The sequence below is a fragment of the Caulobacter sp. GW822-FHT01G02 genome (assembly GCF_058802865.1).
This window is the reverse complement of record NZ_JBXAON010000005.1, coordinates 1-26,349: the sequence shown is the minus strand read 5'-3', so window position 1 is coordinate 26,349 and position 26,349 is coordinate 1. Positions and strand designations below refer to the sequence as shown.

General features: G+C 68.2%; 27 protein-coding genes and 1 tRNA gene. 15 read left to right on the top strand and 13 right to left on the bottom strand.

The window, feature by feature from the left end:
- Positions 1–21: 21 nt before the first annotated feature.
- Positions 22–708 carry an FtsZ-binding protein FzlA gene (fzlA, locus tag AC1RNC_RS15415; protein ID WP_492839086.1) on the top strand — a complete coding sequence of 229 codons (687 nt, stop codon included), beginning with the start codon at positions 22–24 and terminating at the stop codon, positions 706–708.
- Positions 689–1,804, top strand: a complete 1,116-nt coding sequence (gene queG / locus AC1RNC_RS15410) for a tRNA epoxyqueuosine(34) reductase QueG (RefSeq protein ID WP_492887251.1) — start codon at positions 689–691, stop codon at positions 1,802–1,804. The genes fzlA and queG overlap by 20 nt, the downstream gene beginning before the upstream one ends.
- On the opposite strand, the gene AC1RNC_RS15405 is transcribed toward queG, so the two are convergent.
- A complete protein-coding gene (locus tag AC1RNC_RS15405; RefSeq protein WP_492887250.1) occupies positions 1,801–2,673 on the bottom strand; it encodes a UTP--glucose-1-phosphate uridylyltransferase in 873 nt (290 codons plus the stop codon). The two genes, queG and AC1RNC_RS15405, sit on opposite strands and share 4 nt — an antisense overlap.
- Positions 2,674–2,835: 162 nt before the next feature.
- Between AC1RNC_RS15405 and bamJ the strand changes: the two genes are divergently transcribed.
- Positions 2,836–3,333 (top strand): BamJ family beta-barrel-assembly machinery protein, encoded by a 498-nt coding sequence (bamJ, locus tag AC1RNC_RS15400; RefSeq protein ID WP_199743576.1) that lies wholly within the window; start codon positions 2,836–2,838, stop codon positions 3,331–3,333.
- Between the two features lie 6 nt (positions 3,334–3,339).
- Here the strand turns inward: bamJ and AC1RNC_RS15395 are convergent, their stop codons facing one another.
- From AC1RNC_RS15395 to rfbC, 3 genes are all read right to left on the bottom strand, one after another.
- Complete coding sequence (locus AC1RNC_RS15395; RefSeq protein WP_492887249.1) at positions 3,340–4,542, bottom strand: threonine ammonia-lyase; 1,203 nt, start codon at positions 4,540–4,542, stop codon at positions 3,340–3,342.
- 87 nt (positions 4,543–4,629) lie between these two features.
- Positions 4,630–5,556 carry an alpha/beta fold hydrolase gene (locus AC1RNC_RS15390; RefSeq protein ID WP_492887248.1) on the bottom strand — a complete coding sequence of 309 codons (927 nt, stop codon included), beginning with the start codon at positions 5,554–5,556 and terminating at the stop codon, positions 4,630–4,632.
- Positions 5,557–5,704: 148 nt separating this feature from the next.
- The gene (gene rfbC, locus AC1RNC_RS15385; RefSeq protein ID WP_492887247.1) at positions 5,705–6,262 is read right to left on the bottom strand and encodes a dTDP-4-dehydrorhamnose 3,5-epimerase; all 558 of its coding nucleotides are present in this window, start codon (positions 6,260–6,262) and stop codon (positions 5,705–5,707) included.
- 36 nt (positions 6,263–6,298) lie between these two features.
- Between rfbC and AC1RNC_RS15380 the strand changes: the two genes are divergently transcribed.
- The gene (locus AC1RNC_RS15380; RefSeq protein ID WP_492887246.1) at positions 6,299–7,324 is read left to right on the top strand and encodes a glycosyltransferase family 2 protein; all 1,026 of its coding nucleotides are present in this window, start codon (positions 6,299–6,301) and stop codon (positions 7,322–7,324) included.
- Between the two features lie 41 nt (positions 7,325–7,365).
- On the opposite strand, the gene argE is transcribed toward AC1RNC_RS15380, so the two are convergent.
- A complete protein-coding gene (gene argE / locus AC1RNC_RS15375; protein WP_492887245.1) occupies positions 7,366–8,541 on the bottom strand; it encodes an acetylornithine deacetylase in 1,176 nt (391 codons plus the stop codon).
- Between the two features lie 98 nt (positions 8,542–8,639).
- Here argE and AC1RNC_RS15370 point away from each other — a divergent pair, with 98 nt between their 5' ends.
- The 6 genes from AC1RNC_RS15370 to AC1RNC_RS15345 all read left to right on the top strand — a co-directional run bounded on the left by AC1RNC_RS15370 (position 8,640) and on the right by AC1RNC_RS15345 (position 14,702).
- A complete protein-coding gene (locus tag AC1RNC_RS15370) occupies positions 8,640–9,275 on the top strand; it encodes a glutathione S-transferase family protein (protein ID WP_492887244.1) in 636 nt (211 codons plus the stop codon).
- 90 nt (positions 9,276–9,365) lie between these two features.
- Positions 9,366–10,223, top strand: a complete 858-nt coding sequence (purU, locus tag AC1RNC_RS15365) for a formyltetrahydrofolate deformylase (RefSeq protein ID WP_492887243.1) — start codon at positions 9,366–9,368, stop codon at positions 10,221–10,223.
- A 154-nt stretch (positions 10,224–10,377) separates the two neighbouring features.
- Positions 10,378–11,445, top strand: coding sequence for a dTDP-glucose 4,6-dehydratase (gene rfbB / locus AC1RNC_RS15360; RefSeq protein ID WP_492887242.1), 1,068 nt, complete (start codon positions 10,378–10,380; stop codon positions 11,443–11,445).
- A complete protein-coding gene (rfbD, locus tag AC1RNC_RS15355) occupies positions 11,445–12,305 on the top strand; it encodes a dTDP-4-dehydrorhamnose reductase (RefSeq protein ID WP_492887241.1) in 861 nt (286 codons plus the stop codon). The genes rfbB and rfbD overlap by 1 nt, the downstream gene beginning before the upstream one ends.
- A gap of 124 nt (positions 12,306–12,429) precedes the next feature.
- Positions 12,430–13,314, top strand: coding sequence for a glucose-1-phosphate thymidylyltransferase RfbA (gene rfbA, locus AC1RNC_RS15350; protein WP_492887240.1), 885 nt, complete (start codon positions 12,430–12,432; stop codon positions 13,312–13,314).
- Between the two features lie 110 nt (positions 13,315–13,424).
- Positions 13,425–14,702 (top strand): serine hydrolase domain-containing protein, encoded by a 1,278-nt coding sequence (locus AC1RNC_RS15345; RefSeq protein WP_492887239.1) that lies wholly within the window; start codon positions 13,425–13,427, stop codon positions 14,700–14,702.
- A gap of 51 nt (positions 14,703–14,753) precedes the next feature.
- On the opposite strand, the gene AC1RNC_RS15340 is transcribed toward AC1RNC_RS15345, so the two are convergent.
- Positions 14,754–15,188 carry a COG3650 family protein gene (locus AC1RNC_RS15340; RefSeq protein WP_492887238.1) on the bottom strand — a complete coding sequence of 145 codons (435 nt, stop codon included), beginning with the start codon at positions 15,186–15,188 and terminating at the stop codon, positions 14,754–14,756.
- A 47-nt stretch (positions 15,189–15,235) separates the two neighbouring features.
- Here AC1RNC_RS15340 and AC1RNC_RS15335 point away from each other — a divergent pair, with 47 nt between their 5' ends.
- The 3 genes from AC1RNC_RS15335 to AC1RNC_RS15325 all read left to right on the top strand — a co-directional run bounded on the left by AC1RNC_RS15335 (position 15,236) and on the right by AC1RNC_RS15325 (position 17,891).
- Entirely contained in the window at positions 15,236–16,360 is a 1,125-nt protein-coding gene (locus tag AC1RNC_RS15335) for a DNA cytosine methyltransferase (protein WP_492887237.1), read from the top strand.
- Positions 16,361–16,432: 72 nt separating this feature from the next.
- Complete coding sequence (cysK, locus tag AC1RNC_RS15330; RefSeq protein WP_125159044.1) at positions 16,433–17,419, top strand: cysteine synthase A; 987 nt, start codon at positions 16,433–16,435, stop codon at positions 17,417–17,419.
- 19 nt (positions 17,420–17,438) lie between these two features.
- Entirely contained in the window at positions 17,439–17,891 is a 453-nt protein-coding gene (locus AC1RNC_RS15325; protein ID WP_125159045.1) for a very short patch repair endonuclease, read from the top strand.
- Here AC1RNC_RS15325 and AC1RNC_RS15320 read toward each other — a convergent pair.
- The 3 genes from AC1RNC_RS15320 to AC1RNC_RS15310 all read right to left on the bottom strand — a co-directional run bounded on the left by AC1RNC_RS15320 (position 17,828) and on the right by AC1RNC_RS15310 (position 20,374).
- Positions 17,828–19,591 carry an ATP-binding protein gene (locus AC1RNC_RS15320; RefSeq protein ID WP_492887236.1) on the bottom strand — a complete coding sequence of 588 codons (1,764 nt, stop codon included), beginning with the start codon at positions 19,589–19,591 and terminating at the stop codon, positions 17,828–17,830. The genes AC1RNC_RS15325 and AC1RNC_RS15320 overlap by 64 nt on opposite strands.
- A gap of 188 nt (positions 19,592–19,779) precedes the next feature.
- Positions 19,780–20,067 (bottom strand): DUF167 family protein, encoded by a 288-nt coding sequence (locus AC1RNC_RS15315; RefSeq protein WP_492887235.1) that lies wholly within the window; start codon positions 20,065–20,067, stop codon positions 19,780–19,782.
- Positions 20,060–20,374, bottom strand: a complete 315-nt coding sequence (locus tag AC1RNC_RS15310) for a YggT family protein (protein WP_492839124.1) — start codon at positions 20,372–20,374, stop codon at positions 20,060–20,062. Before AC1RNC_RS15310 ends, AC1RNC_RS15315 begins: the two co-directional genes overlap by 8 nt.
- A 113-nt stretch (positions 20,375–20,487) precedes the next feature.
- Here AC1RNC_RS15310 and AC1RNC_RS15305 point away from each other — a divergent pair.
- A tRNA-Ala gene (locus tag AC1RNC_RS15305) sits at positions 20,488–20,563 on the top strand.
- Between the two features lie 354 nt (positions 20,564–20,917).
- Here the strand turns inward: AC1RNC_RS15305 and AC1RNC_RS15300 are convergent.
- The gene (locus tag AC1RNC_RS15300) at positions 20,918–21,760 is read right to left on the bottom strand and encodes a universal stress protein (protein ID WP_492887234.1); all 843 of its coding nucleotides are present in this window, start codon (positions 21,758–21,760) and stop codon (positions 20,918–20,920) included.
- 159 nt (positions 21,761–21,919) lie between these two features.
- Here AC1RNC_RS15300 and AC1RNC_RS15295 point away from each other — a divergent pair, with 159 nt between their 5' ends.
- Positions 21,920–22,960 (top strand): AI-2E family transporter, encoded by a 1,041-nt coding sequence (locus tag AC1RNC_RS15295; RefSeq protein ID WP_492887233.1) that lies wholly within the window; start codon positions 21,920–21,922, stop codon positions 22,958–22,960.
- Here AC1RNC_RS15295 and AC1RNC_RS15290 read toward each other — a convergent pair.
- The 3 genes from AC1RNC_RS15290 to AC1RNC_RS15280 all read right to left on the bottom strand — a co-directional run.
- Positions 22,915–23,469, bottom strand: a complete 555-nt coding sequence (locus AC1RNC_RS15290; RefSeq protein ID WP_492887232.1) for a DUF308 domain-containing protein — start codon at positions 23,467–23,469, stop codon at positions 22,915–22,917. The two genes, AC1RNC_RS15295 and AC1RNC_RS15290, sit on opposite strands and share 46 nt — an antisense overlap.
- Positions 23,470–23,542: 73 nt before the next feature.
- Complete coding sequence (locus tag AC1RNC_RS15285) at positions 23,543–25,051, bottom strand: phospholipase D-like domain-containing protein (protein WP_492887231.1); 1,509 nt, start codon at positions 25,049–25,051, stop codon at positions 23,543–23,545.
- A gap of 389 nt (positions 25,052–25,440) precedes the next feature.
- Positions 25,441–26,349, bottom strand: a 909-nt coding sequence (locus AC1RNC_RS15280) for an AMP-binding enzyme (protein WP_492887230.1), incomplete at its 5' end; no start/stop codon positions are given.

Below are 26,349 nucleotides of genomic sequence, written 5' to 3'. Positions count from 1 at the left end.
GCAGCCTGAGCGCACCTGGGCATGAGCGTCGAACGCACCCTACACCATTTCCCTCTCGACCCCGCCTCGCGACAGGTGCGTCTGGCGCTGGGCGAGAAGCGGCTGCCGTTCCTCGAGATCCAGGTTCGCTACTGGGAAATGCCGCCGGAGTTCACCTCGCTGAACCCGTCGGGCATGCCGCCGGTGCTGGTCGAGACCCGCCACCAGCGCAACCTCGTCGTCTGCGAGACCCGCGCGATCCTCGAGCACATCGAGGAGACCGAGACCGAGCCGCCGTTGCTGGGCCGCGATCCGGCCGAGCGCGCCGAGGCGCGGCGCCTGCTGCAGTGGTTCGACCGCAAGTTCGACAACGAGGTCAACGGCTTCCTCCTGCACGAGAAGATGGAGAAGCGCCTCCTTCGCATGGGCGCGCCTGACCTTGCCGCCCTGCGCCAGGGTCGCGAGGCGCTGCGCATGCACCTGGGCTATATCGACGGCCTGCTGCAGACCCGCGACTGGCTGGCCGGTCGCCGTATGAGTCTTGCCGACTTCGCCGCCGCCGCGCACCTCTCCGTCATCGACTATTTCGGCGACGTGCCCTGGAAAGACTTCTCCACGGCCAAGACCTGGTACATGAAGCTGAAGTCGAGGCCGGCCTTCCGTCCGATCCTGGCCGACCGCTGGCCCGGCCTCGCGCCGGCCGCGCATTATGACGACCTCGACTTCTGAGTTCTCGCCGCAAGCGATCAAGGACGAGATCCGCGCCGAGGCCCTGACTCTCGGCTTCTCGACCTGCGGCTTCGCCGACGCGGCCGCCGCCTGGCCCAACGGCGAATGGCTGAAGGCCTTCGTCGAGGCCGAGCGCCATGGCGACATGGGCTGGATGGAAGAGACGCTGGAGCGACGCTCGCACCCCACGGCCATGTGGACCGAGGCGAAGTCGGCGGTAGTGCTGGGTGTCAATTACGGCCCCGACCTCGATCCGCTGGAGCAGCTGGGGCGCGCCGACCATGCCGCCATCTCGGTCTACGCCCAGGGCGACGACTATCACGACGTGATCAAGAAGCGCCTGAAGCTGCTGGCCGGCTGGATGCATCGCCGGTTCGGAAGCGACGTGAAGGTCTTCGTCGACACCGCCCCCTTGATGGAGAAACCTCTGGCGCAGAGGGCGGGCCTGGGCTGGCAGGGCAAGCACACCAATCTCGTCTCGCGGCAGTTCGGCTCGTGGCTGTTCCTGGGCAGCGTGCTGACCACGCTGGACCTCCCGCCGGATGAAGCCGAGATCGATCACTGCGGCCGGTGCAGCGCCTGCCTCGATATCTGTCCGACCAAGGCGTTTCCCGCGCCGCGCCAGCTGGATGCGCGGCGGTGCATTTCGTACCTGACCATTGAGCTCGCTGGTCCGATCCCGGCGGAGTTCCGGCCGGCGATCGGCAACCGGATCTATGGTTGCGACGATTGTCTGGCGGTCTGCCCGTGGAACAAGTTCGCGTCGCTGTCGAGCGAGGCCAAGCTTCAGGCGCGCCGGGAACTGCGGCAACCGACCCTGGCCGAACTGGCTGTCCTGGATGACGCCGCGTTCCGGGCGCTGTTCTCGAAGAACCCGATCAAGCGGATCGGTCGCGACCGTTTCGTGCGCAACGTGCTCTACGCGATCGGCAACAGCGGCGATGTCGGGCTGATGGCGGTGGTCGAGCCGCTTCTGACCGACCCCGCGTCCGTGGTGCGCGGCGCGGCCGTCTGGGCCGCCCGGCGACTGCTCGGAGACGCCTCGGCGCTGAAGCGCGCCGAGGACGATCCCAAGGTATTGGCCGAGTGGGCCTAGGCCTTCAGCAGATCCTCGATGGCGACGCGGGCGGCGGCGCCCAGTTCCGGATTGGCCAGGGCCAGGGCGACATTGGCCCGCAGCAGGCCGATCTTGTCGCCGCAGTCGTAGGTGACGCCTTCGTATTCCAGGGCGTGGAAGTCCTGGCTGGTCAACAGCTTCAGCATCGAGTCGGTCAGCTGGATCTCGTTGCCGGCGCCCTTCTCCTGGCTGGCCAGCAGGTCGAAGATCTCGGGCTGCAGGATATAGCGGCCGCTGATGAACAGGTTCGAAGGTTCCGTGCCCTTCGGCGGCTTCTCGACCATGCCGGTCATGCGGTTCAAGCGACCGTCCTGGCCGTCCAGCGCGACGATGCCGTACTGGTGGGCCTGGCCCTCGGGGCAGGGCTCGACCACGACGATGTTGCCGCCGACCTGGTCATAGGCCTCGATGGCCTGGGCCAGGGCCGACTTCTGAGCGTGCATGACCATGTCGGGCAGCATGACGGCGAAGGGCTCGTCGCCGATGATGTCGCGGGCGCACCACACCGCGTGGCCCAGGCCCAGCGGAGCCATCTGGCGCACGAAGCTCATCTCGCCCGGCTTGGGCAGCTCCGCCAGCAGCTCGTCGAGCAGGGCGGTCTTGCCCTTGGCGGCCAGGGCGGCTTCCAGCTCCACCTGGTGGTCGAAATAGTCCTCGATCGCGCCCTTGTTGCGGCCGGTGACGAAGACGAAGTGCTCGATGCCGGCCGCGCGGCCTTCGGCGATGATGTAGGACAGGATCGGCCGGTCGACGACGTTCAGCAGTTCCTTCGGAGTGGTTTTCGTGCCGGGCAGCACGCGGGTGCCAAAGCCGGCGACAGGAAGGACGGCTTTACGAACGGGTTTCATGAGCGGCTCGCCTGATGTTCGGGAGGCCGTTTCTAAGAGGGCTGGCCAGCGAAAGCCACCACTGTTCCGTGAAATCAACTTCCGCGCGGGTCAATGCTTGCACGGAGATGGAATCGCGGGCGGTCCGTGCTAGCTGGACGGCCTGAACGTTTGAGGTCTGTCATGCATCGCCGCGCTCTTCTCGTCACCCTCGCCGCCGCCGGCCTGGCCCTGGCCGCCTGCGGGCCCAGCAAGAAGGCGCAGGAAAACCTCTCCATCGCCGACGAATTCATGGCCAAGAACGCCAAGGAGCCCGGCGTCGTCACCCTGCCGCAGGGCCTGCAGTACAAGGTGGTGCGCGAGGGGCCGCAGGGCGGTCTGCACCCGACCCAGGCCGACGAGGTCAAGGTCCACTACGAGGGCAAGCTGCTGGACGGCACGGTGTTCGACTCCAGCTACGAGCGCGGCGTGCCGGCGGTGTTCCCGCTGGACGGCCTGGTCCCGGCCTGGGTCATCGCCCTGCAGCGCATGAAGGCCGGCGACGAATGGATCCTCTACGTGCCGCCGGCCCTGGGCTATGGCGCGCAGGACAAGGGCCCGATCCCGGCCAACAGCGTGATGATCTTCAAGATCGAACTGCTGGACGTGAACCGGCTGGGCCCGGGCAAGCCGAAGGAATAGGCCGCCTTAGACGACCCGCGGCGGGTAGCCGCTCTCGCGCAGGGCGTTCATGACGTCCTGGGTGTGCTGGGCGTCGCGGGTCTCGATGGTGATGTCGAACTCCGCGCCCTTGGCCGGGACGTCCAGGGCCAGGCGGTTGTGGTTGACCTCGATGATGTTGGCGCCCATCGCGCCAATCACGCTGGCCACGGTCGACAGCAGGCCCGGGCGATCGTCGCCGATGATCCGCAGGCTGATCAGGCGCTGGGCGCGGACCAGCTCGCGGGTCAGGACCGAGGCCAGCAGGCGGGTGTCGATATTGCCGCCACACAGGATCAGGCCGCACTTCTTGCCCCGGAAGCGCTCCGGATAGGCCAGCAGCGCCGCCAGCGACGCCGCGCCGGCGCCCTCGGCGATGGTCTTCTCGACATTGCAGTAGAGCGCCACGGCCTGCTCGATATACGGCTCCTCCAGCAGCAGCACGTCGTCGATCAGCGGGCGGGCGACGCCATAGGTCAGGTCGCCGACCGTCTTCACCGCCACGCCCTCGGCGATGGTTTGGCCGCCGCAATGGGCGGTGATGCCGCGCATCTTGGCGGTGAAGGACGGGTACATGGCTGGCTCGCAGCCGATGATGTGGATGTCGGGCTTCAACGCCTTGGCCGCCGTGGCCACGCCGCTGATCAGGCCGCCGCCGCCGATCGGCACGGGCAGCACTTCCAGATCCGGCGCATCCTCCAGCATCTCCAGGGCGATCGTGCCCTGGCCGGCCATGATGTCGTAGTCGTCGAACGGGTGGACGAAGGTCAGGCCCTGCTCGTCGCGCAGCTTGCGGGCGTGGGCGTTGGCGTCGTCATAGGTCTCGCCCTCGATGATCACGGTCGCGCCGAAGTCGCGGGTGTGCTGCACCTTCACGAACGGCGTGGTGCGGGGCATGACGATGGTGACGGGCACGCCGAGGCGAGCGCCGTGATAGGCAAGGCCCTGGGCGTGGTTGCCGGCGCTGGCGGCGATGACGCCCTTGGCCTTCTCGGCGTCCGACAGCAGCATCAGCTTGTTCAGCGCGCCGCGCTCCTTGTAGGCGGCGGTGAACTGCAGGTTCTCGAACTTCACCCACACCTCGGCGCCGGTGATCTTCGACAGGGTCTTGGAGTGGCGGCACGGCGTGCGCTCGATCTGACCCTTCAGGCGGCCGGCGGCGGCTTGGATGGAGGCAAGGTCGAGGGTCATCGGGTCAGCACTCTGTCGCGGCGAGGAACGAGCCGTGGCGGGCGTCTAACACGGTCGAGCCGTCAAAACACCCCTTGGCCGCGCCCCTTAGGGCGCTTCGCGCAGCAGGTTTTCTATCGCCGCCCAGGCTTCCGGCTCGGTCAGCATCGGGGCGTGGCCCACGCCGGGGACCTCGGCATAGGTCATGTGGGGCGCCGCGGCGCGCATGCGCTCGGCGATGGCGGGGTCGATCAGATCCGAGATTCCGCCGCGCACGAGCAGCAGGGGCCGGTCCTTCGCCAGGGCGCGGAACAGCGGGTACATGTCCGGCGGGGCCAGGGCCTGCCCTCCATCTAGGCCGCCTTCGGCCTGGGACTTCGCGGCGGCCTCGGCGGCGGCCTTGATTGGGGCCGAGATGTCGGGGTCATAGGCCAGGACGTAGCCGCCGTCCTTTTCATCGAACAGGCGGCGAGCGAAGACGTCCCAGTCTTCGGCGGCGTAGTTGGGGAAGGCGGCCTCGTTGACCGCCTTGGCGTAGGCCACGGCGTCGTCCCAGGCCTCGAATCGGCCGGCCATGCCAGTGTAGCCGGCGATGCGGGCCAGGCCGACAGGCGACAGCTCGGGGCCGACATCGTTCAGCACGGCGGCGGCGATGGCCTCGGGCTTCAGCGAGGTCAGCACCATGGTGATCAGCCCGCCCATGCTGGTGCCGACGAACACCGCTTTCTCGATCCCGGCCGCCTGGAGCAGCGAGACGATGTCGGCGGCATAGGTTCCCGGGTGATAGTTCATCGGATTGGGATCGTGCGCCGACAGCCCTCGGCCGCGCACGTCGACCGCCAGAACACGGCGGCCCGTGGCGGCGATGCGCGGGGCCAGGTCCTCGAAATCGCGGGCGTTGCGGGTCAGGCCATGGATGCAGATCACCGGCAGCTTCTGGGTCTCGCCGCCAGAAACGCCCATTGGCGCATAGTCACGGGCGTGCAGCGGCAGGCCTTCGTGCGAGGTCCAGAAGAGGTCGGTGAACGCGGTCATTCCACACTCCGATTTCCCCGGCGAATGCCGGGGCCCAGATCGAACCCACCAGACTTGGTGCGCTTGGTCGAGGCCTATGGCGCCAGAACCCCAAACTCTCCGGGTGAATCTGGGCCCCGGCATTCGCCGGGGAGGTCGGGTTATGAAATTAATAAACGAACGGCGAGTCGATCTCCCTCAGCAGCGGCGCGGCGTTGTCGCGGTCGTTGGCGGTGATCTCCGTAACCGGGACCGGCCAGTCGATGCCGATGGCCGGGTCGCTCCAGCGCACCGCGCCCTCGGCGGCCGGGGCATAGTAGCCGGTGACCTTGTAGAGCACCTCGCAGGCGTCGGTCAGGGTGACGTAGCCGTGGGCGAAGCCCTTGGGCACCAGCAGCTGCTGGCGGTTCTCGGCCGACAGCTCGGCCCCGACCCACCGGCCGTAGGTCGGCGAGCCCTTCCGGATATCGACGGCCACGTCGAAGATCGAACCGACCACGCAGCGCAGCAGCTTGTCCTGGGCGTGCGGCGGCTTCTGGTAGTGCAGGCCGCGCTGGATGCCCCGCGTCGTGGAGCGGACATGATTGTCCTGGACGAACGCGGCCTTGAAACCGGCCTCTTCCAGCGCCGATTGGCGGAAGGTCTCGGAAAACCAGCCCCGCTCATCGCCATAGCGCGCGGGCGTGATAAGCAGCACTTCGGGGATCGCCAGCGGCGTGATCTTCATGACGCGTATTTGCCTTGAGAAACGAACCGGCCACCGATGCCGCCTGAGACGATGGAAAACAAGACCGGCCCGCTCGTAAGCGTGATCATCGTCTCCTACCAGAGCGGCCCGACCCTGGAGCCGTGCCTGGACAGGCTGGCGGCCCAGACCTTCCGCGACTTCGAGACGATCCTGATCGACAACGCCTCGACCGACCGCGCGCCGCAGGCGGCGGCCAAGGCCCACCCGTGGGTCGATTTCGTCGAGGCGGGCGCCAATCTGGGTTTCGCGGCCGGCAACAACTTCGCGGCCCGGCGCGCCAAAGGGCGATGGCTGGTCCTGCTGAACCCCGACGCCTATGCCGAGCCCGAGTGGCTGGCGGAATTGATGGCCGGCGCCGAGCGCCACCCTACCGTGAAGAGTTTCGCCTCGCTGCAGCTGTCGGCCGATCAGCCTGGCCTGCTGGACGGGGCCGGCGACAATGTCACCAGCGCGGGCATACCGTTCCGGGGCGGGTATGGCCGCAAGGAACCGCCGGTGCTACCCGAGGGCGAGGTGTTCTCGGCCTGCGGCGCGGCGATGCTGGTCGACCGTGAGCTGTTCCTCGCGGTCGGCGGTTTTGACGAGCGCTACTTCTGCTACTGCGAGGACGTCGACCTGGGCTACCGCCTGCGCCTCTACGACTACCCGACCCTGCTGCTGCCCAAGGCCAAGGTCGCCCACGTCGGTTCGGCCAGCACCGGCGTGCGGTCGGACTTCTCGATCTTCCACGGCTCGCGCAACCGGATCTGGACCTTCGTCAAGAACACGCCCGGCTGGCTGTTTCCGGTCACCCTGCCGCTGCATGTGGCGGTGACGGCGGGCCTGCTTCTGCTGCACTGGCGGCGTGGCGACGTCGCTCCGGCGATCCGAGGCATCAAGGCGGCGTTGAAGCGCGAGGATCTCGACCAGGTTTTGGCGGATCGCAAGGTGATCCAGGCCAGGCGCAAGGCCTCGCCCGGCGCGATCCTGCGGGTGATGTCGATAGACCCGGCCGCGTTCATCGGCCGGCGGTTCGTCATTCGAAAATGGCGAGGCGCCTAACCCTACCCCCGATCTTCCCGGCGAAAGCCGGGGAAACGGCCTTAGACCGAAAGGTCCTCGATCAGCCGGCGCATGAAGGCCGCGCCGCGCTGGATCTGGCTGATCTCGACATATTCGTCGGGCTGGTGAGCCTGGTCGATCGAGCCGGGGCCGCAGATCACGGTCGAGAAGCCCGCGTTCTGGAACTGCCCGGCCTCGGCGGCGTAGGGCACGACCCGAGCCGGGCCGTTGTCGCCGGCCAGCCTGCGGGCGAAGGCCTCGGCGACGCCGTTCTCCTCCGGCGCGAAGGCCGGAGTCAGCGAGCGGCGCTCGACCTTGACGCCGCCTTCGGGCGCGCGGGCCTTGATCTCCGCGTCCATCGCCTCGGCGGCGGCGAAGACGTCGGTCAGGATCGCCATCGGGTCCAGACCCGCCGGGGTTCGCAGGTCGAAGATAAACACGCACTCGCGGGCCAGGATGTTGACCGCCGTGCCGCCATTGACCTGGCCGATGGTCAGGGTCGCGCCCTTGGGCGTGAACGGCGACGCGGGATCGGCTTCACGCTCCAGCTTTTCCGACAGTTCGACCAGCAGGCCCATCAGCTTGATCGCCGCCATGTTGGCCGAGACGCCCAGGTGGGTGAGGCTGGAATGGGCTTCGCGGCCGGTGACGGTGACGATGAAGCTGGCGATGCCCTTGTGGGCGCGGACGGCGACCATGTCGGTGGGCTCGCCGACCACCACCAGGGCGGGGCGGGGCAGATCTTTGGCGATGACCTCGATCATGTCCGGCGCGCCCAGGCAGCCGACTTCCTCATCATAGGAGAAGGCCAGGTGGACGGGCTTCCTCAGCGTCGCCCGGGCCAGGTCCGGCGCGGCGGCCAGGGCCAGGGCCAGGAAGCCCTTCATGTCGCAGGTTCCCCGGCCGTAGAGCCGCCCGTCGCGCTCGGTCAGCACCCACGGATCGCTGGACCACGGCTGGCCGTCGACGGGCACGACGTCGGTATGACCCGACAGCACGACGCCGCCCTCGACCGCAGGGCCGATGCTCGCCAGCAGGTTGGACTTGGTCCCGTCGGCGTTCGGCACCCGGCGGGTCGGCACGTCCAGGTGGGCCAGGTACTGCTCGACCCACTGGATCAGCGCCAGGTTCGAGCGGCGCGAGGTGGTGTCGAACGCCACCAGCGTCTTCAGGATGTCGACGGCGCGGTCGGACAGGACTTCGGATGAGGAAACCATGCGCGGAGTCTAGACCCTTTCGCGCGCCGACGCCTACCCGCGAGCTGCAAGATCGCTAGACTGCGCGGTGTTGACCTCGAAGCTGGCAGGGAGACCCCATGATCGACCTCTACACCTGGACCACGCCCAATGGCCGCAAGGCCTCGATCATGCTGGAGGAGGTGGACCTGCCCTACAGGGTCCATCCGGTGAACATCGGCAAGGACGAGCAGTTCGACCCGAAATTCCTGGCCATCTCGCCCAACAACAAGATCCCGGCCATCGTCGACCACGATGCGAGCGGCGGCCCGCAGACCGTGTTCGAGAGCGGCGCGATCCTGGTCTACCTGGCCGAGAAGACCGGCAAGCTTCTGGCGCCCAGTGGTCCCGAGCGCTGGGCGGCGCTGGAATGGACCTTCTGGCAGGTCGGGGGCCTCGGCCCGATGGCCGGCCAGTACAACTATTTCGCCCTCCGCGCCGAGGAGAAGCTGCCGCTCGCCATCAACCGGTTCGGCGAGGAGGTCACGCGCCTTCTGGGTGTGATGGATCGGCGGCTGAACGACCACCCATGGCTGGCTGGCGAGCACTTCTCGATCGCCGATATCGCCAGCTTTGCCTGGACCAAGGCCATCCTCGCCGCCATGGCCAAGGCCGAGCCCGACCGCGAGCCGGGCGTCCCCGCCGTCGAGGCCTGGGTGCAGGCGGTGGGCGACCGTCCGGCCGTCCAGCGCGGCATGGCCGTGCCACAAGTCTAGGAAAACGCCCGCCGCGCCAAGACAATCGGCCTCGCCTCAGGCGTTCAGCCGCTTTTCTTCGGCGACGGGGTTCTCTAGAGGGAGCGGACCATGATCCTGACCCTCTCCTGCCCCGACCAGCGCGGCATCGTCGCCAAGGTGTCCGCCTTTCTGTTCGAGCGCGGCTGCAACATCCTTGACGCCCAGCAGTTCGACGACCAGGAGACCGGTCAGTTCTTCATGCGCGTGGTGTTCGACGCCGATGGCGCGGCCAAAAATCCAGAGGGCCGCGCCGAGCTGCGCGACGCGTTCGCGGCCGTGGCTGACGCCTTCAAGATGAAGTGGACGCTACGCGACCGCACCGAGCGCTATCGCGTATTGCTGCTGGCCAGCAAGTTCGACCACTGCCTGGCCGACCTCGTCTATCGCTGGCGGATCGGCGAGCTGCCGATGGACATCGCCGGGGTCGTTTCCAACCACCCGGCGCAGACCTACGAGCACATCGACCTTTCGGGTGTGCCCTTCCACCACCTGCCGGTGACCAAGGAAACCAAGTTCGAGCAGGAAGCCGAACTCTGGAAGCTGATTCAGGAAACCCAGACCGACATCGTCGTGCTCGCCCGCTACATGCAGGTGCTGTCGGACGGCCTGTCGGCCAAGCTGCAGGGCCGCTGCATCAACATCCACCACTCGTTCCTGCCGGGATTCAAGGGCGCCAAGCCCTACCATCAGGCTCACGCGCGCGGCGTGAAGCTGATCGGCGCCTCGGCTCACTACGTGACCGGCGACCTCGATGAAGGTCCGATCATCGAGCAGGACGTCGAGCGCATCAGCCATCGCGACACCCCGGAAGACCTGGTCCGCAAGGGCCGTGACATCGAGCGCCGCGTGCTGGCCCGCGCGCTGCGCTATCGCCTGGAAGACCGCGTGCTGCTGAACGGCCGCAAGACGGTGGTGTTCACCGACTAAGGGCGAACGCCACCCGTTGGGTGGCTGACTGTTGCGCGTACACTAAAAACTGGAGTACGGGGCGTGCTCCGTATTTAACATTTGGCGCATGATGGCCGCCGAAACCGGCAGCCACTTTCGGCTATCATGCTCTAGGGCTCGAGCTTTCCAGCGCATGTCGCAGCAAAATCTTCGCGTGATGGTGACCGGCGGGTCGGGCTTCATCGGCTCGGCCGTGTGCCGTCATCTGGCCGGCCAGAACGACGTCGCGATCCTCAACTACGACAAGCTGACCTACGCGGCCTCGCCGGCCAGCCTGGCCATGCTGGACGGCAAGGCCGACTACCAGTTCGTGCAGGGCGACGTGGCCGACGCGGCGGCCGTCTCGGCGACGATCAAGGCCTTCCGGCCCAACGTCGTCATGCATCTGGCCGCCGAGAGCCATGTCGATCGCTCGATCACCGGCCCCGGCGACTTCGTCCAGACCAACATCGTCGGCACGTATGTGATGCTGCAGGCGGCGCTGGAGCACTGGCAGGGCCTTGAGGGCGCCGAAAAGGACGCCTTCCGCTTCCACCACATCTCGACCGACGAGGTGTTCGGCAGCCTTGGCGCCGAGGGGCTGTTCAGCGAGACCACGCCCTACGACCCGCGTTCGCCCTATTCGGCCTCCAAGGCCTCGTCCGATCACCTGGCCCGCGCCTGGCATCACACCTACGGCCTGCCGGTGGTGGTCTCGAACTGCTCGAACAACTACGGGCCCTATCATTTCCCCGAGAAGCTGATCCCGCTGGTCACGCTGAACGCCCTGGAGGGCAAGCCGCTGCCGGTCTACGGCAAGGGCGACAATGTCCGCGACTGGCTGCACGTCGAGGACCACGCCCGCGCCCTGCATCTGATCGCCACGAGGGGCGTCCCGGGCGAGAGCTACAATGTCGGCGGCCGCAACGAGCGGACCAATCTGCAGGTCGTTGAGGCCATCTGCGACGTGCTCGACGAACTGCGTCCGATCGCCGGCCAGCGCCGCCGCGACCTGATCACCTTCGTCGCCGACCGCCCGGGCCATGACGCCCGCTACGCCATCGACGCGACCAAGCTGGAAACCGAACTGGGCTGGACGGCGCAGGAGACCTTCGAGACCGGCTTGCGCAAGACCATCCAGTGGTACCTCGACAACGAGGCCTGGTGGGCGCCGCTGCGCGAGCGCTATGCCGGCCAGCGCCTAGGGCTGAAGACCGCCTGATGCGTATCGCCCTCTTCGGCGCCAACGGTCAGCTGGGGTCGGACCTCGTGGTGCTCGCGGCCCAGCGCGGCGTCGATCTGACGCCCGTGACCCGCGCCCAGGTCGACGCGGCCGATCCGGCGGCCGGCTTCGACGGCCTCGACTTCGACATCGCCATCAACTGCGTGGCGGTCACCCGCGTCGACGACTGCGAGAAGGATCCGGGTCCGGCCGTGGCGGTCAACGCCCACTTCGCCGGCCGCCTGGCCAAGGCCTGCGCCGCCAGGAACGCGCGGCTCGTGCAGGTCTCGACCGACTATGTCTACGGCGGTCAGGCTCAACGCGAGCCCCTGACGGAAGACGTCGGCCGGGCGCCGGTCAATGTCTATGGCGCGACCAAGGCCCTGGGCGAGGACCTGGCCAGGCTGGAGCACGACGACGTCATCGTCGCCCGCGTCGCCTCGCTGTTCGGCGTGGCCGGGGCCAGCGGCAAGGGCGGCAATTTCGTCGAGACCATGCTTCGTCTGGCCAAGGAGAAGGGCCGCTTGACGGTCGTCGCCGACCAGGTGATGTCGCCCACCGCCAGCCTCGACGCCGGCGAGGCCATCCTCGATCTGGTCGCGGCCAAGGCGTCGGCGGGCGACTATCACGTGGTCAATTCGGGGACCGCATCGTGGTGCGCGTTCGCGGAAGCGATCATCGCCAGGGCCGGCGTCGCCGCCGAGGTCGCGCCGATCCCGACCAGCCAGTTCCCGACCCCCGCGCGCCGGCCGCCCTACAGCGCGCTGTCGAACGCCAAGCTGGTCGCCGCGATCGGTCGCCCGATGCCGGACTGGGCGGACGCTCTCGACCGCTACCTCGCGGCCAAGGGGCATGTTTGAGGTCGCCTCGGTCAAAATTTCTTCGAAATCATCGCGTTGAAGACGCAACCCCTGAAACTAAGGGCTCACGCCGTCGTGAATTCCGCTCTAGGTTTCGGCCGTCAGGACTGAAGAAGAAGACGTAATGAAGGGCATCATCCTCGCGGGCGGATCGGGTACGCGCCTCCATCCCGTGACCATGGCGATCAGCAAGCAGTTGCTGCCGGTCTTCGACAAACCCATGATCTATTATCCGCTATCGGTGCTGATGATGGCTGGCGTGCGCGACGTCCTGATCATCTCCACCCCGCGCGACCTGCCGCTGTTCGAGGGCTTGCTGGGCGACGGCGCCAGGTGGGGGATCAACATCACCTATGCCGAGCAGGCCAATCCGAACGGCCTGGCCGAGGCCTATCGCATCGGCGCGGATTTCGTCGGCCACGAGCCGTCCGTGCTGGTGCTGGGCGATAACCTGTTCTACGGCGCGGGGCTCACCCGCATCCTGCAGGGCGCCAAGGAGCGCTCGAAGTCGGGGGCCAGCGTCTTCGCCTATTTCGTCAATGACCCGCAGCGCTACGGCGTCGTCGAGTTCGACGCTTCGGGCAAGGCGGTCTCGATCGAGGAGAAGCCGGAAAAACCACGGTCCAACTGGGCGGTGACCGGCCTCTACATGTACGACAGCCGTGTCGTCGACTTCGCGCGCGACCTCAAACCCAGCGCGCGGGGCGAGCTGGAGATCACCGACATCAACCGCCTCTATCTCGAGGCTGGCGACCTGTCGGTCGAGCGTATGGGTCGGGGCTTCGCCTGGCTGGATACCGGCACCCACGACAGCCTGCTGGAGGCCTCCGAGTTCGTGCGGACGCTGGAGCACCGGCAGGGACTGAAAATTGGCTGCGTCGAGGAGGTCGCCTTTCAGAACGGCTGGATCTCGACCGAGCAGTTGATGGAGCTGGCGCACGACTTGGCCAAGTCGCCCTACGGCGCCTACCTGAAGCTGGTCGCCACCCAGGAGCGGGACCTGACCTGATCTCCGGTCAGATCTACGACTACGACACGCTGGAAAAGCGCCCCGACGTCAGCGACAGTCCAATCTCCTTATGGCCAGCGTTGTCATAAGAAGCGTTCGGGGAGGCCACGTTGTCCAAGAAGATGATCCTCGCCGCCGTCGCGGCGATGCTGCTGGCCGTTCCGGCCTCACCCGCCCTGGCGCGTCCGGTGGCGGTCGCTGAAGCCGCGGCGCCGGTCAAGATCGACAAGACCAGGATCGACGCGGCCCTGAAGGCCATGGTCGACAGCGGCCGCGCCGTCGGGGTCTCGGCCCTGGTCTGGCAGGACGGCCAGGAGCGCTATTTCGGGACCGCCGGCATGGCCGACCGCGAGGCCGGCAAGCCGATGCGCCGCGACACCCTGGTGCAGATCTTCTCGATGACCAAGCCGGTTACCGGCGTGGCGCTGATGCAGCTCTGGGAGCAGGGCAAGTTCGGTCTCGACGACCCGCTGTCGCGCTACCTGCCCGAATTCGCCGACATGAAGGTCATGGACGCCCAGGGGAACGTCGTCCCGGCCAACCGCCCGATCCTGATCCGCGACGTGATGCGCCACACGGCCGGCTTCTCGTACGGCGGGCGCGGCCTGCCGGCCGACAAGGTCTTCCAGACGGTCGATCCGCTGAACCTGAAGAACGATCTCGCCGAATTCAGCCGCCGCCTGGCCACAGTCCCGTTGCTTTACCAACCCGGCGAGCAGTGGAGCTACAGCGCCGCCGTCGACGTCCAGGCCCGCCTGGTCGAGGTGTTGACCGGCCAACCCTACGAGGCCTACGCCAAGGCCCACATCCTCGACCCGCTGGGCATGAAGGAAACCGGCTGGACCCAGCCTGAGGCCGCCTTCGCGCGCCTGGCCGCCACCTACAACAAGGGCGCGGACGGCAAGCTGGCCCGCCAGGACGACGCCGAGACCCGCAAGCTGAACTTCGATCCAGGCCGTCGCCTGACCATGGGCGGGGCGGGCCTGGTCGCGCCGATCGACGACTACGCCCGCTTCTCGCGCATGCTGCTGGGCGGCGGGACGCTGGACGGGGTGCGGATCCTCAAGCCCTCGACCGTGCGCCTGATGGGGACCGACCATCTCGACGCCCGCGTCACCGAGACGTGGTGGCTGCCCAGCAAGGGCTCGGTCGGCTTCGGCCTCGACTTCGCGGTGCGCAAGAGCCAGCCCAAGACGGTCGAGGAAAACCGCGGCGCGGTCGGCGAATTCTTCTGGGATGGCCGCGAGACGACGCTGTTCTGGGTCGATCCGGCCAACAGGCTGACGGCCGTGTTCTTCGTCCAGACCTTCCCGTTCGACGCCACCTTGCACCGCGATTTCCGCGCGGCGGTCTATGGGCCGGGCTATCTGGGGCCCAAGGGAGACTGAAGCGCGACAGCCGAAAGTGGCCGCCGGTTTCGGCGCCCGTCGCGCGTCAAACTAAGGCTGGGGTTGGGCCGCCAGGTCCTGGGTCTTGGCGGCGCAGCCCCGCAGGGTTTCGCCGTCGATCCAGACCTCGGCCGAATAGCCGTAGCGGCGGTCGGACATGCCGTCCGAGCAATCGCCTGGCGTCAAGCGCAGCACGAGACGCTGCTCGCCGACCGTGCCGTCCCAGACGCCCTGGTCGCCGTCGGCCCGCACGCCGGGATTGGCGGTGGCGACGTCGGCGTGGTCTGGGCGGACCAGGGTCATGCTGGCGGCGCGGATCTTGAGGGTCCAGAACGGCTCGGTCCCGACCGCGTCGAAGTCGCCGCTATAGTCCGGGCCTACGGTCACCGGCGCGTCGGCCGGCGGCGGAGCGTTCTCGTTCGAGCCCAGCGGCGCGTCGCAGGCGGCGAGGACGAGGGCGGCGGCGATCAGGACGGCGGTGCGCATGTCTCTGGCTATCCCGGCAAGGCCTGGTGAGGCTAGACTCCGCGTCGATGAATCGGAACGCTCGTCCCTCCTTCCTTGAATTCTTCGCCGGCGGCGGCATGGCGCGCCTCGGCCTGGGCGAAGACTGGGCATGCGCCTTCGCCAACGACTTCGACGCGGTGAAGGCGGCGGCCTACCGGGCCAACTTTCCGGAAGCTGAAGGCCACTTCCATGAGGGCGATGTCTTCGCCCTCAGCGTCGACGCCCTGCCAACGGCGGACCTGGCCTGGGCCTCCAGCCCCTGCCAGGATTTCAGTTTGGCCGGGGCGCGGGCGGGCCTGGCGGGCGGCAAGTCTTCGGCCTTCTTCGGCTTCTGGACCCTAATGAAGGCCCTGTCGGCGCAGGGCCGCGCCCCGCCGGTGATCGTCATCGAGAACGTGGTGGGCCTGCTGACCTCGCATCACGGCGACGACTTCACCGCCCTGTGCGGCGTGTTGTCCGAGGAGGACTATCGCTTCGGGGCGCTGGAGATCGACGCGGGCGCCTTCGTTCCGCAGTCGCGGCCCCGCGTCTTCGTGGTCGCCACCCGCCTGCCGACCGGCGGCCTGGAGGGTTCCAGCGCTTTTCACAGCCGTGCGGTGCGCGCAGCGGCGGCGCGCTTGCCGCAGGATCTGCAAGCCCACTGGATCTGGTGGGGCGTCCCGTCGCCGCCGGCCCGCAACACCGATCTGGCCGTGATGCTCGAGCCCGACGCCGCCGTGACTTGGAACCCGCCGGAGCGCACCGAGGCCCTGCTGGCCCTGATGGCCGACAGCCACCGCCAGGCGGTCGAGACTCGCCGCGAGGCCGGCGGCCGCTCGGTCGGGGCGGTCTTTCGCCGGATGCGCGGCGGCCAGCAGCGGGCCGAGGTGCGGTTCGACGGTCTGGCGGGCTGTCTGCGCACCCCGCGCGGCGGTTCCTCGCGCCAGACCCTGCTGGTCATCGAGAACGGCGAAGTCCGCTCGCGGCTGGTCACCCCCCGCGAGGGCGCGCGCCTGATGGGCCTGCCGGACAGTTACGCCCTGCCGCGTTCGCAGACGGCCGGTTTGCAGGTGATTGGCGACGGCGTCGCGGTTCCGGTGGTCCGCTGGCTGGCGGAAACCCTGCTGGAGCCCCTGCTCGATAGTAAAACTGCAAGCCTCGCCGCCGAATGACCCGCTGACAGTCCTCGCCTCGAGGTCTACGGTGCGGCCCGCTTCCCGCAACCTAAGGCTCTGGGTTCTCAGATGGACGACGCTTCCTCCCTCTATGACGCCGCGCGTTTCAAGCGCGCTGGTCGCGGCAAGGTCTACGACTCGATCATCGACACCATCGGCGACACGCCGCTGGTCCGTCTGCCGCGGCTGTCGGCCGAGCTGAAGCCCAAGGGCGAGGTCCTGGCCAAGCTGGAGTTCTTCAACCCGATCGCCTCGGTCAAGGATCGCATCGGCGCCGCGATGATCGAGGCCCTGGAGGCCCAGGGTCTTCTGAAGCCGGGCGCGACCATCATCGAGCCGACCTCGGGCAACACCGGCATCGCCCTGGCCTTCGTGGCCGCCGCCAAAGGCTATAAGCTGATCCTGGTCATGCCCGAGAGCATGTCGATCGAGCGTCGCAAGATGCTGCTGCTGCTGGGCGCCAAGCTGGAACTGACCCCGGCCGAGAAGGGCATGCGCGGCGCGGTCGCCCGCGCCCAGGAGCTGATCGAGGCCACGCCGGGCGCGGTCATGCCCCAGCAGTTCGAGAACGGCGCCAATCCGCTGGTCCACCGCGTCTCGACCGCCGAGGAAATCTGGAACGACACCAAGGGCGCCGTTGACGCGGTGGTCTCGGGCGTCGGCACTGGCGGCACCATCACCGGCGTCGGCCAGGTGCTGAAGGCGCGCAAGCCCGGCCTGAAGATGGTGGCCGTCGAACCGGAAGCCTCGGCCGTACTGTCGGGCGGCGCGCCCGGCCCGCACAAGATCCAGGGCATCGGCGCCGGCTTCGTCCCCGGCGTGCTGGATCGCGGCGTGATCGACGACATCGTCCAGGTCAGCAACGACGACGCCTTCGCCATGGCCCGCCGCGCGGCCAACACCGAGGGGCTGCCGGTCGGCATCAGCTCGGGCGCGGCCCTGACGGCGGCCTTCGACCTGGCCTTGCGCGACGAATACGCTGGCAAGGTGATCGTGGCGATCATCCCCAGTTTCGCCGAACGCTACCTGTCCACGGCCCTGTTCGAGGGGCTCTGAGCCAGCCGAGCCGAGCGCCTTGACCGACGTCTACGACAAGGCCAAGCGCTCGGCCGTCATGGCGCGCGTGAAGAGCAGGGACACCACGCCGGAAAAGGCCCTGCGCCGTATCCTCACCGGTCTGGGCGCGCGTTACCGCCTGCATCGCAAGGACTTGCCGGGCAATCCGGACCTGGTGATGGCGGGGCGCAAGCTTGCCTTCTTCGTCCACGGCTGCTTCTGGCATGGACACGACTGCGCGCGGGGTTCGCGGGTCCCGAAGGCCAATCGCGACTACTGGCTGGCCAAGGTGGCCCGCAATGTCGCCCGCGACGAGCGCTCGATCCAGGCGCTGGAAGCCGCCGGCTGGCGCGCCGAGGTGGTCTGGGAGTGCGACTTCAAGGATGAGGCGGCGCTGACCGCCAGGCTTCAGGCTCTGCTGGCCTCGACGTCGGCGTCTTCGGATCGGGCGGCGGTCCCTGCCAGGACCTGAGCGAGGGCGCCGAACAGTTCGACCGGGTCGATCGGTTTGGCGACGTGGGCGTTCATGCCGGCGGCGGCGCAGGCTTCCCAGTCCTTGGCCGTCGCCGAGGCGGTGACGGCGATGACCGGGACGCCGCGGTTGGGGCCGTCGCCGGCCCTGAGGATCCGGGTGGCCTCGCGGCCGTCCATGCCTGGCATGTAGAGGTCCATCAGCACCGCGTCGAAGACCTCCGCGCTCAGCAGATCAAGGGCCTGCTCCGCGGACTCGGCCAAGGTGGCGTCGACGCCGAGCGGCTCCAGGACGAGTTCGATGGCCCGGCGGTTGACCACGTGATCGTCGACCACCAGCACCCGCAGGCCGTTGACCGAGCGGCCTTCCTTTTCGGCGCGCGGCGCTTCGGCGGGGTCCAGCAGCGCGGTCAGGGTGAAGCGCGCGCCCTCGCTGGGCGCTCTGGCGGCGGTCAGGTCGCCGCCCATCAGACGAGCCAGCTCGCGGCTGATCGCCAGGCCCAGGCCCGACCCGCCATGCTGGCGGACCACGGCGGCGTTCAGCTGGTCGAAGGGCGTGAACAGGCGCGGCAGGGCGGCTTCGGCGATCCCGGGACCAGTGTCATCGACCGTGATCGAAAGCAGGATCCGTTCGCCGGCCGGCCGGGCGTCGAGTACGACCGTGACGTCGCCGCGTTCGGTGAACTTGATAGCGTTGCTGAGCAGGTTGTTCAGCACCTGCTTTAGCCGCATGGCGTCGCCGGCGACCCAGCGCGGCAGGCTGGCCGCGCCGGCCACTCGCAGGCGCAGCCCCTTGCGCGCCGCCTCCGGCCGCCACAGGCGCAGGGTGTCGGACAGGGCTTGGCGCAGGTTGAAGGCGCTGTTCTCCACCGACATGCGACCGGCTTCGAGACGCGAGAAGTCCAGCAGATCGTTCAGCAGGGTCCGCATCAGTCCGCCCGCGTCGGCTATGAGTTGGGCGTGGATCTTGGAACTGCTCTCGTGAACCTCGCTGTGCAGGCGCGCGGCCCCCGCCAGGATGGCGCTGATCGGGGTGCGCAGCTCGTGGCTGATCATGGCCACGAAGGCGGACTTGGCGGCCACGGCCTCCTCGGCCTCGTGGCGGCGGCGCTCGGCCTCGGCCTTGGCGTCGGCCTCGGCCTTCAGGGCGGCGCCCAGGGTGCGGCTGGCCACGGTGACCGAGACGATCATCAGGAGCGCCCCGAACCACAGGACGTCGGCGAGATTGGCGCCCGGATTGGCCGCCTTGGCCACGAACGGAACGATCAGCAGGTAGAGGGCGTGCGGCCAGGCCGCCATCAGGGTGGCCGAGCGGTCGCCGGCATTGACCACCACGACGTTCAACAGCGCCCCGGCCAGCAACATGCCGCCCAGGGTGGGAGCGAAGCGGATGTGCGACGAGAACAGCATGATCGACAGGGCGCCGAACGCGGTCGAGGTGATGGCCGGCGCGACGAACGCCGTCAGGCGCCGCCAGGTCGCCACGGGCGCGCTCGGGTTGATCTCCAGCGGACGCCGCGCCCAAAGCTCGAACAGGTGGCAGAGCGTGTAAGCCAGCGCCCACGGCCAGCCCCAGACCGAATGCACATAGATCTGGAGTATAACGGCGATGACCAGGGCGGCGCCCAGGCGCAGATAGGTATTCGCACGCCGCGAAACGGCCGCGCGAGCCACATCCCCCTGTACTTCCGTCTTCGACATGGCCGCCTGGCGCCCCCGAGGGATCCCCCGATCCCCTTCACCACCAAGACTAGGCGCGAAGGGCTAAAGGGAAATAAAAAAATCGCGCCGCGTCAATGGCTTGGCTCAGGGTATGGTCAAGGTCAGATCGTGCGCCAAAATCGCTATTTCGCGTACGGTGAAGGTAAGTTTCTCCTGAGCAAGCTTGGCTAGGGGCGCGGCCCGAACGCACGCTCCAGGTCCTGGGCGGTGACGCCCTCGATCTCCAGCCGCTTGACCCGCGCGGTGTCGCCGGCGGCCAGGCGGACGGCCGAGCGAGGCACCTTCAGGGTCTTGGCCAGGAAGACCAGAAGGGCGGAATTCGCCGCGCCGTCGACGGGCGGGCTGGCGACGCGCACCTTCAGAAAGGGCCGCCCGTCGCCGTCCAGCGACCAGCCGTCGACGGCGTCGCGGCCGCCGCGAGGGGTCAGCCGAACGGCCAGGACCTCCTTAGCCAAGGATGTTCAGCAGCATGCCCTGCAGGGCTGGCATGATGAAGATCTGGATGCCCCGCAGCAGCAAGAGAACGATGATCGGGCTGATGTCGACGCCGCCGATCGCGGGGATGATCCGGCGGAAAGGCGCCAGTATCGGGTCCGTGACGCGGTCCAGGAAGGTCGCGATATTGTAGACGAACTGATTACGCCGATTGATCACGTCGAAAGCGAACAGCCAGCTCAGGATCGCCGAGATGACGATCGCCCACCACAGCAGGTCGAGCAGGGCGTTGAGGATGAAGAAGACGAGATTGATGATCGGGGCCATGGGATTTCCGTCTGGACGCCACAGCTTCTTGCCGCGCCTGGAGGTTGCTGGCAAGGCGTGGTGAGAACCCCGCTTGACGTCCGCGCTCTGGAGCCGTATCTCCGCCGCTCCTTGGGGCCGTAGCTCAGATGGTAGAGCGCCTCGTTCGCAATGAGGAGGTCAGGGGTTCGATTCCCCTCGGCTCCACCAAGGACCTACATAAGCCTTTGTTTTGACAAATATATCGTCCGAAGCGCTGGCGTCCGCCCCACATTTTCCCCACATTTGAAACGGGCTTCATTGACGCCGGGTGAGCCGCTTTGGCATTCGCCGAGCGCATCCATTCACTTACAAGGTCGCTGCCCAACGCGGCCGTTCGCGCGATAATTTAATCTCGCCGAACATGAATTCGATCGAGATCGCCGTGCCTTCGCGCCTCGCGCCACCTTCCGAAGGAGAATGGCCTCGGCCTTGATCCGCGCAAATCCTGGCCCCCTATCGGCGAGGCGGCGACGAAGAGCCTCGACATCGCGACGCCTCCGCGGCGCCCCAGGGCGCGGCCGTTCAGTGCGATAGAAACAAGGCGGTGGGCACATTGCGGAGCACGTGCTCGGTAGCCCCGCCCATCACGAACTCAAGGACGGGCGCGCGTCCCGAAGCGCCCATGACCAGCATGTCGGCAGGCCTCTGGGCGAGATAGGCGTCGATCGCCTGGCCGATCCCCACGCCCGAGGCGTCGATCTCGTCTTTGGCCGCCTTGACGCCGTGCGCCGCGAGATGCCGGACCGCCTCGGCGGCGAGCCCCGGCCGGGCCGCCTCCTTCTCGTTGACGAAGGTGACGATCCGCACCGCCCGGGCCCGCTCGAGGATCGGCAGCGCGTCGCCCAGGGCCCGGGCTGCGTGCCGGCCGCCATCCCAGGCCACCGCGACATCGCCGATCCGCCCCTCGGCCAGCGGTCGCCCACCCATGACGACCACGGGGCGGCCGGACGCGAAGATGATCCGCTTTACCCATTCGACCTGCTCGTCGAAGCGCTCGGCCATCGCCGCCAGGCACAGGTCGCGGGCGCGGACGCGCAGGGCCAGGCTGTCGTCGACCTTGAGGAGATTGATCCGATGAATCTCCGCGCCGGCGAAAACGCCGGCGGCCTTTGCAGCGCTCTCGAAACGTCGAACGGCCTGGCGACAGCTGGCCAAGCTTGCGTCCTCCCACTCCTGCTCGAGCCCGGCCAGCTTGATCAAGGCTTCGGAGACGACGTTCCTGGACAGGGGTATGTCGACCTGAACGGCTAGAACCGCGAGCTCTGCATCCAGAACCTTGGCGAAACCGATCGCCGTCTCGATGGACTCATCGGGGGTGGCGGCCGGGTAGCTGTCGATCTGCAGGAGGATGTCCCGGAAGCGCATGACAGGGTTCCTTTGGCCGTACGTAATCCCGCCGCGCCGGAACGCACGTCGGGGCACGCTAGCGAAAGGCCGCGGAAGCACTTTGACCTCGCTCAAGCCGGGCGAGCGGCCTTGACTGGTATCAAGGTTGGCGATGATCGCCCGAGGTTAGCTGCCCGCATGGAATCGACAAGCTCACCACCGCCGCCGGGCGACCCGATCCGGCACAACGTGATTCTGGTCGCGATCATCGTCGGCTTGGCCCTGCTGGCGATCCGCCTGGCCGACGTGATCCTTATGGCCTTCGGCGCGGTGCTGGTCGCCGTGCTGCTGCATGCGATCGCCGAACCGCTGCACCGGGGTTTCCGGCTGCGCCGACCTATGGCCCTGACCCTCGCCGTCGTGGTGGTCGTCGCTTGCGTCGCCGCCGCGGTCTGGACCTTCGGCCGCCAGGCCGAGGCCCAGTTCATCGCCCTGAACGACGTTCTGCCGCGCGCCTGGAGCGAGTTGCAGGCGCGGCTGTCCTCGACGCCATTCGGGGGCGCGGCCCTGGCCGAGCTGGAACAATGGCGCGGGTTCGAGTGGCTGGTGAGCCTTGGCCCCAAGCTCGCCGCCGACACGGCCGGAGGCCTCGCCGGGACGATCATCGTGCTCTTCGCGGGCCTCTACCTAGCCTACCACCCCGGCTCCTATGTCGGCGGCGTGCTGATGCTCTTCCCGCGTCCGCGTCGGGAGCGGGCGCGACAAGTGCTGGACCAAATCCACCGCGCTCTGCGGCAATGGCTCGTGGGGCAACTGTGCTCAATGGCCCTGGTCGGCGTCACTACCGGGATCGGCCTGGCGGTTGTGGGCGTTCCTTCCGCCGCCGCGCTGGGCCTGATCGCCGGGATCGGCCAGTTCGTGCCGGTGATCGGCCCAATGGTCGCGCCCCTGCCAGGACTGCTGGTCGCGCTCGAAGCCGGCCCGCAGACCCTGCTTTGGGCCGGTCTGGTCTATCTGGTCTCGGCTCAGCTCGAGGCCAACCTGATTACGCCGCTGGTGTTGCGGCAGCTGGCGCAGCTGCCGATGGCGGTGACGCTGTTCGCCGTGCTGGCCATGGGCGTCCTGCTCGGCCCGCTGGGGGTGCTGTTCGCCACCCCGCTCGCGGTCGTCGTCTATGTCTTCGTCCGCATGGTCTATGTGGAGGGCGTCCTGGGCGAGGTCCTCGGCCCGCCGGCCTGAACGGCGCTCGCCAGCCGCCGGCCCGCGCGGCGGCGTCCCAGGGCGATCAGCGCCGCGCCGGTGCTGGCCAGGGCCAGGCCCAGGAAGATCGCCGTCAGGTCCTGCGTCCGCCCCGACCCCGCCACCACGACGCCGGCCAGGCCACTGGCGATCGACGAGGCCAGCATCCAGCGCCACACGCGGGCGGGCCGCAGGTCCAGAGCCAGGACGAGCTCGCTGGCGCCGTCGAGGATCAGGACGGCGCCGATCAGCATCGTGGCGGCCATCAGACCCGCGTCATAATGGAAAAACAGGAACGCGCCGGCGGCGACGGCCGCCAGGCTCGTCGCGATCCCGCCCCACAGGGACTTGCCCGTGGCGATGAGCAGCGACACCAGCAACATGACCGCGCCGAAGAGCCATAGCAGCCAGCCGGCGGCCGCGCCGATCACCAGCGGCGCGACTTGCGGCAGGGCGACCGCGGCCAGGCCGGCGGCGATCAGCGCCACGCCCAGGCCGGTCAGAGTCATGCGATGGCGCCGCGACTTGGCGGCGATCCGGCGTCCCGGTCCGATGGATAGGCGGTTCTGTGTCATGGCTTCATCAGCTGCCGTCGCCACGCAAGGCCGGCGCGTATCCGACCTTGCCGGGCGCGGCCCCAGCCGTCCAGCCCGTCGGGCCAAGAGCGGCGTGCGGCCGGGGCGCGCGGCGGCGATCCTTGATCAGTCGCCAGCTCTCGCCCGCATACGCCGGGTCCCCCAAGCGACAGGTGGAGACGACGGCGCTCCACCAGCCTGGCCGTTCCGGCCTGATCGGCCGCAGCCGTCCCAGCGCGTTGAGCGCCTCGATCACGGGGATGAGCCGGTCGGCGCCTGCCCGGGCCCTGGCGAGCACGGCTTGCGAGACGCCGAGATAGTGGGCCAGGAGAACGTCACGCAGCTGAGCGATCTCGCCCCGCGTCGTTGGATCGTGCGCTTCGAGCGCGACCTCGCACTCGGTGTCGAACCCCTCGGCGCGATTATTGAGGTTCGCCGAGCCGACACGGGCCACACGATCATCGAACAGGCTGACCTTGGAGTGCACGACGATCGGCCGTCCCTGAGCCGTTTTCGGCGCATAGGCGCGGAAGCGGTCATGCTGATCCGCCGCGATCAGACGCCGGATCAGCGGGGCGCGAGCCGGATCCATGGTAAGGCGGTCGAACCAGCTCGGGGCCCGCTCGGCGAGAATCAGGATCACCTCGGGTCCTTCGGGCTCGGCCAGGCGCCGCGCCAAGGCGTCGGTCAGCAGGTGAGAGGTGAAATACTGGTTCTCCAGATAGATCACCTCCCGCGCGCTCGCGATGCAGTCCAGGTGCAGCCGAAGGATCTCGTCGACCAGCGGCCGCCCCTGGTGGGCCGGCTCGGTCCGCGCGATGGCGACTGGCGTGTCGAGCAGGTGGGCCGTCTGGGCCCGGGGCCAGTCGGCCCCGCTCTGGTCGGGGACGAAGTCATCGCCCCAGGCGCGCGCCCATCGAGTCCTGAAGAGATCGGCAAGCGCCGCGGCCGCCGCGCCCTCGACCAGCACCATCACGTCATGCCGCGGACCGTGGCGAATCCTGTGCGGGAGGATCCGGCGCGGGTCGTCGTCGCGGTGCCCGACGGTGTCCCAGCGGTTCACGGCGATATCGGCGCCGCCGCAGAATGCGATCTCGCCGTCGACGACCACGACCTTCTGGTGGTGGCACGCCCCAAAGGGAATCTCGCCATCTTCGCGATACCGAACGGCCGTGCCGCGGAAAGCCTTACGCGCCCTGTGCTCCAGGATCGCGTGGCTACCATTGACCGAGAGAGTCGACTTCCAGATCAGAACGCGCACGTCCAGCGCCGGATTGGCCTTGGCGAGGCGAATGAGCACCTGCCCGATTTCGTCGGGGTCGCTTGGCCCCTCGTGGCCGTCGGGCGCGAGCCGCGTGCGCGGGTCGAAGGCCCACCCCAGGATCCAGATCGATTGCTTGGCCCGCTCGAACGCCTCCAGCAGGGCGGCGTAGTACGCCTGGGCGTCGATCAGGAAGGCCAGCCGCCGGGCCGTCTCCACGCGCCAGCAAGTTTCGCCCGGTCGCAGGAGGGTCATGGCCGGTTCACGAACTCTTCCCATGGCTCCAGCCGCACGCCGGCGAAGCCGGAAGGTTGCGCCATTGACGATGGCGGCGCGGGCAGGCGGCGCGACCAGAATTCGTCAAAAGCCCAGTCAAACCCGTGATCCGGCACCACAACCTCGCTAGAAGGGCTTCAGGCAAGTCCGTTCATTCGGGCCGAGTCCCATCACGCACGAGCTTTGGCGCGCGCGGCTTGATCGAGATCAAACCGCGGGTCGGCCGCTCCGGTGAAAGCGCGCATCCTTGAGAATTGACCTGCCTCTGAACTTTCCCGCCGCCGGCCCGCCCAGGCCGGGAGCGGCCGCCTTGACCGCCGCAAAGGCCTGGGAGGAGTTTTGATCCTCGGCGCAAGCCCAGGGGGCGTTCACGCCCCGGCGCGATTTTTGACGAGATCGTCGACGACGTAGGGATCGGCGAGGGTGGAGGTGTCGCCCAGGCTTGTGAGCTCGTTCTCGGCGATCTTGCGCAGGATGCGGCGCATGATCTTGCCGGAGCGGGTCTTGGGCAGGCCGGGGGCCCACTGGATGACGTCGGGGGCGGCGAAGGGGCCGATCTCGTGACGGACCCACAGGACTAGAGCCTTGCGCAGGTCCTCGGTCGGCTCGACCCCGGCGTTGAGGGTGACATAGGCGTAGACGCCCTGACCCTTGATGTCGTGCGGATAGCCGACCACGGCGGCCTCGGCGACGGTCTCGTGGGCGACGAGCGCGCTCTCGATCTCGGCGGTGCCCAGGCGGTGGCCCGAGACGTTGATGACGTCGTCGACCCGGCCGGTGATCCAGTAGTAGCCGTCGGCGTCGCGCCGGCAGCCGTCGCCGGTGAAGTACTTGCCGGGATAGGTCGAGAAATAGGTCTCGAAGAAGCGCTGGTGGTCGCCATAGACCGTGCGCATCATGCCCGGCCAGCTGTCGGTGATCACGAGGTTGCCCTCGGTCGCGCCGTCCAGCACGCCACCCTCGGCGTCGACCAGCTGCGGCTTGACGCCGGGCAGGGGCTTGGAGGCCGAGCCGGGCTTGAGGTCGGTGGCCCCGGGCAGGGGGGTGATCAGCATGCCGCCGGTCTCGGTCTGCCACCAGGTGTCGACGATCGGCAGGCGCTCCTTGCCGACCACGCGGTGGTACCAGAGCCAGGCCTCGGGATTGATCGGCTCGCCGACGCTGCCCAGCACGCGCAGGGACGACAGATCGTTGCGGGTCACGTAGTCGTCGCCCTCGCGCATCAGGGCCCGCAGGGCCGTGGGGGCGGTGTAGAAGATCTCGACCCTGTGCTTGTC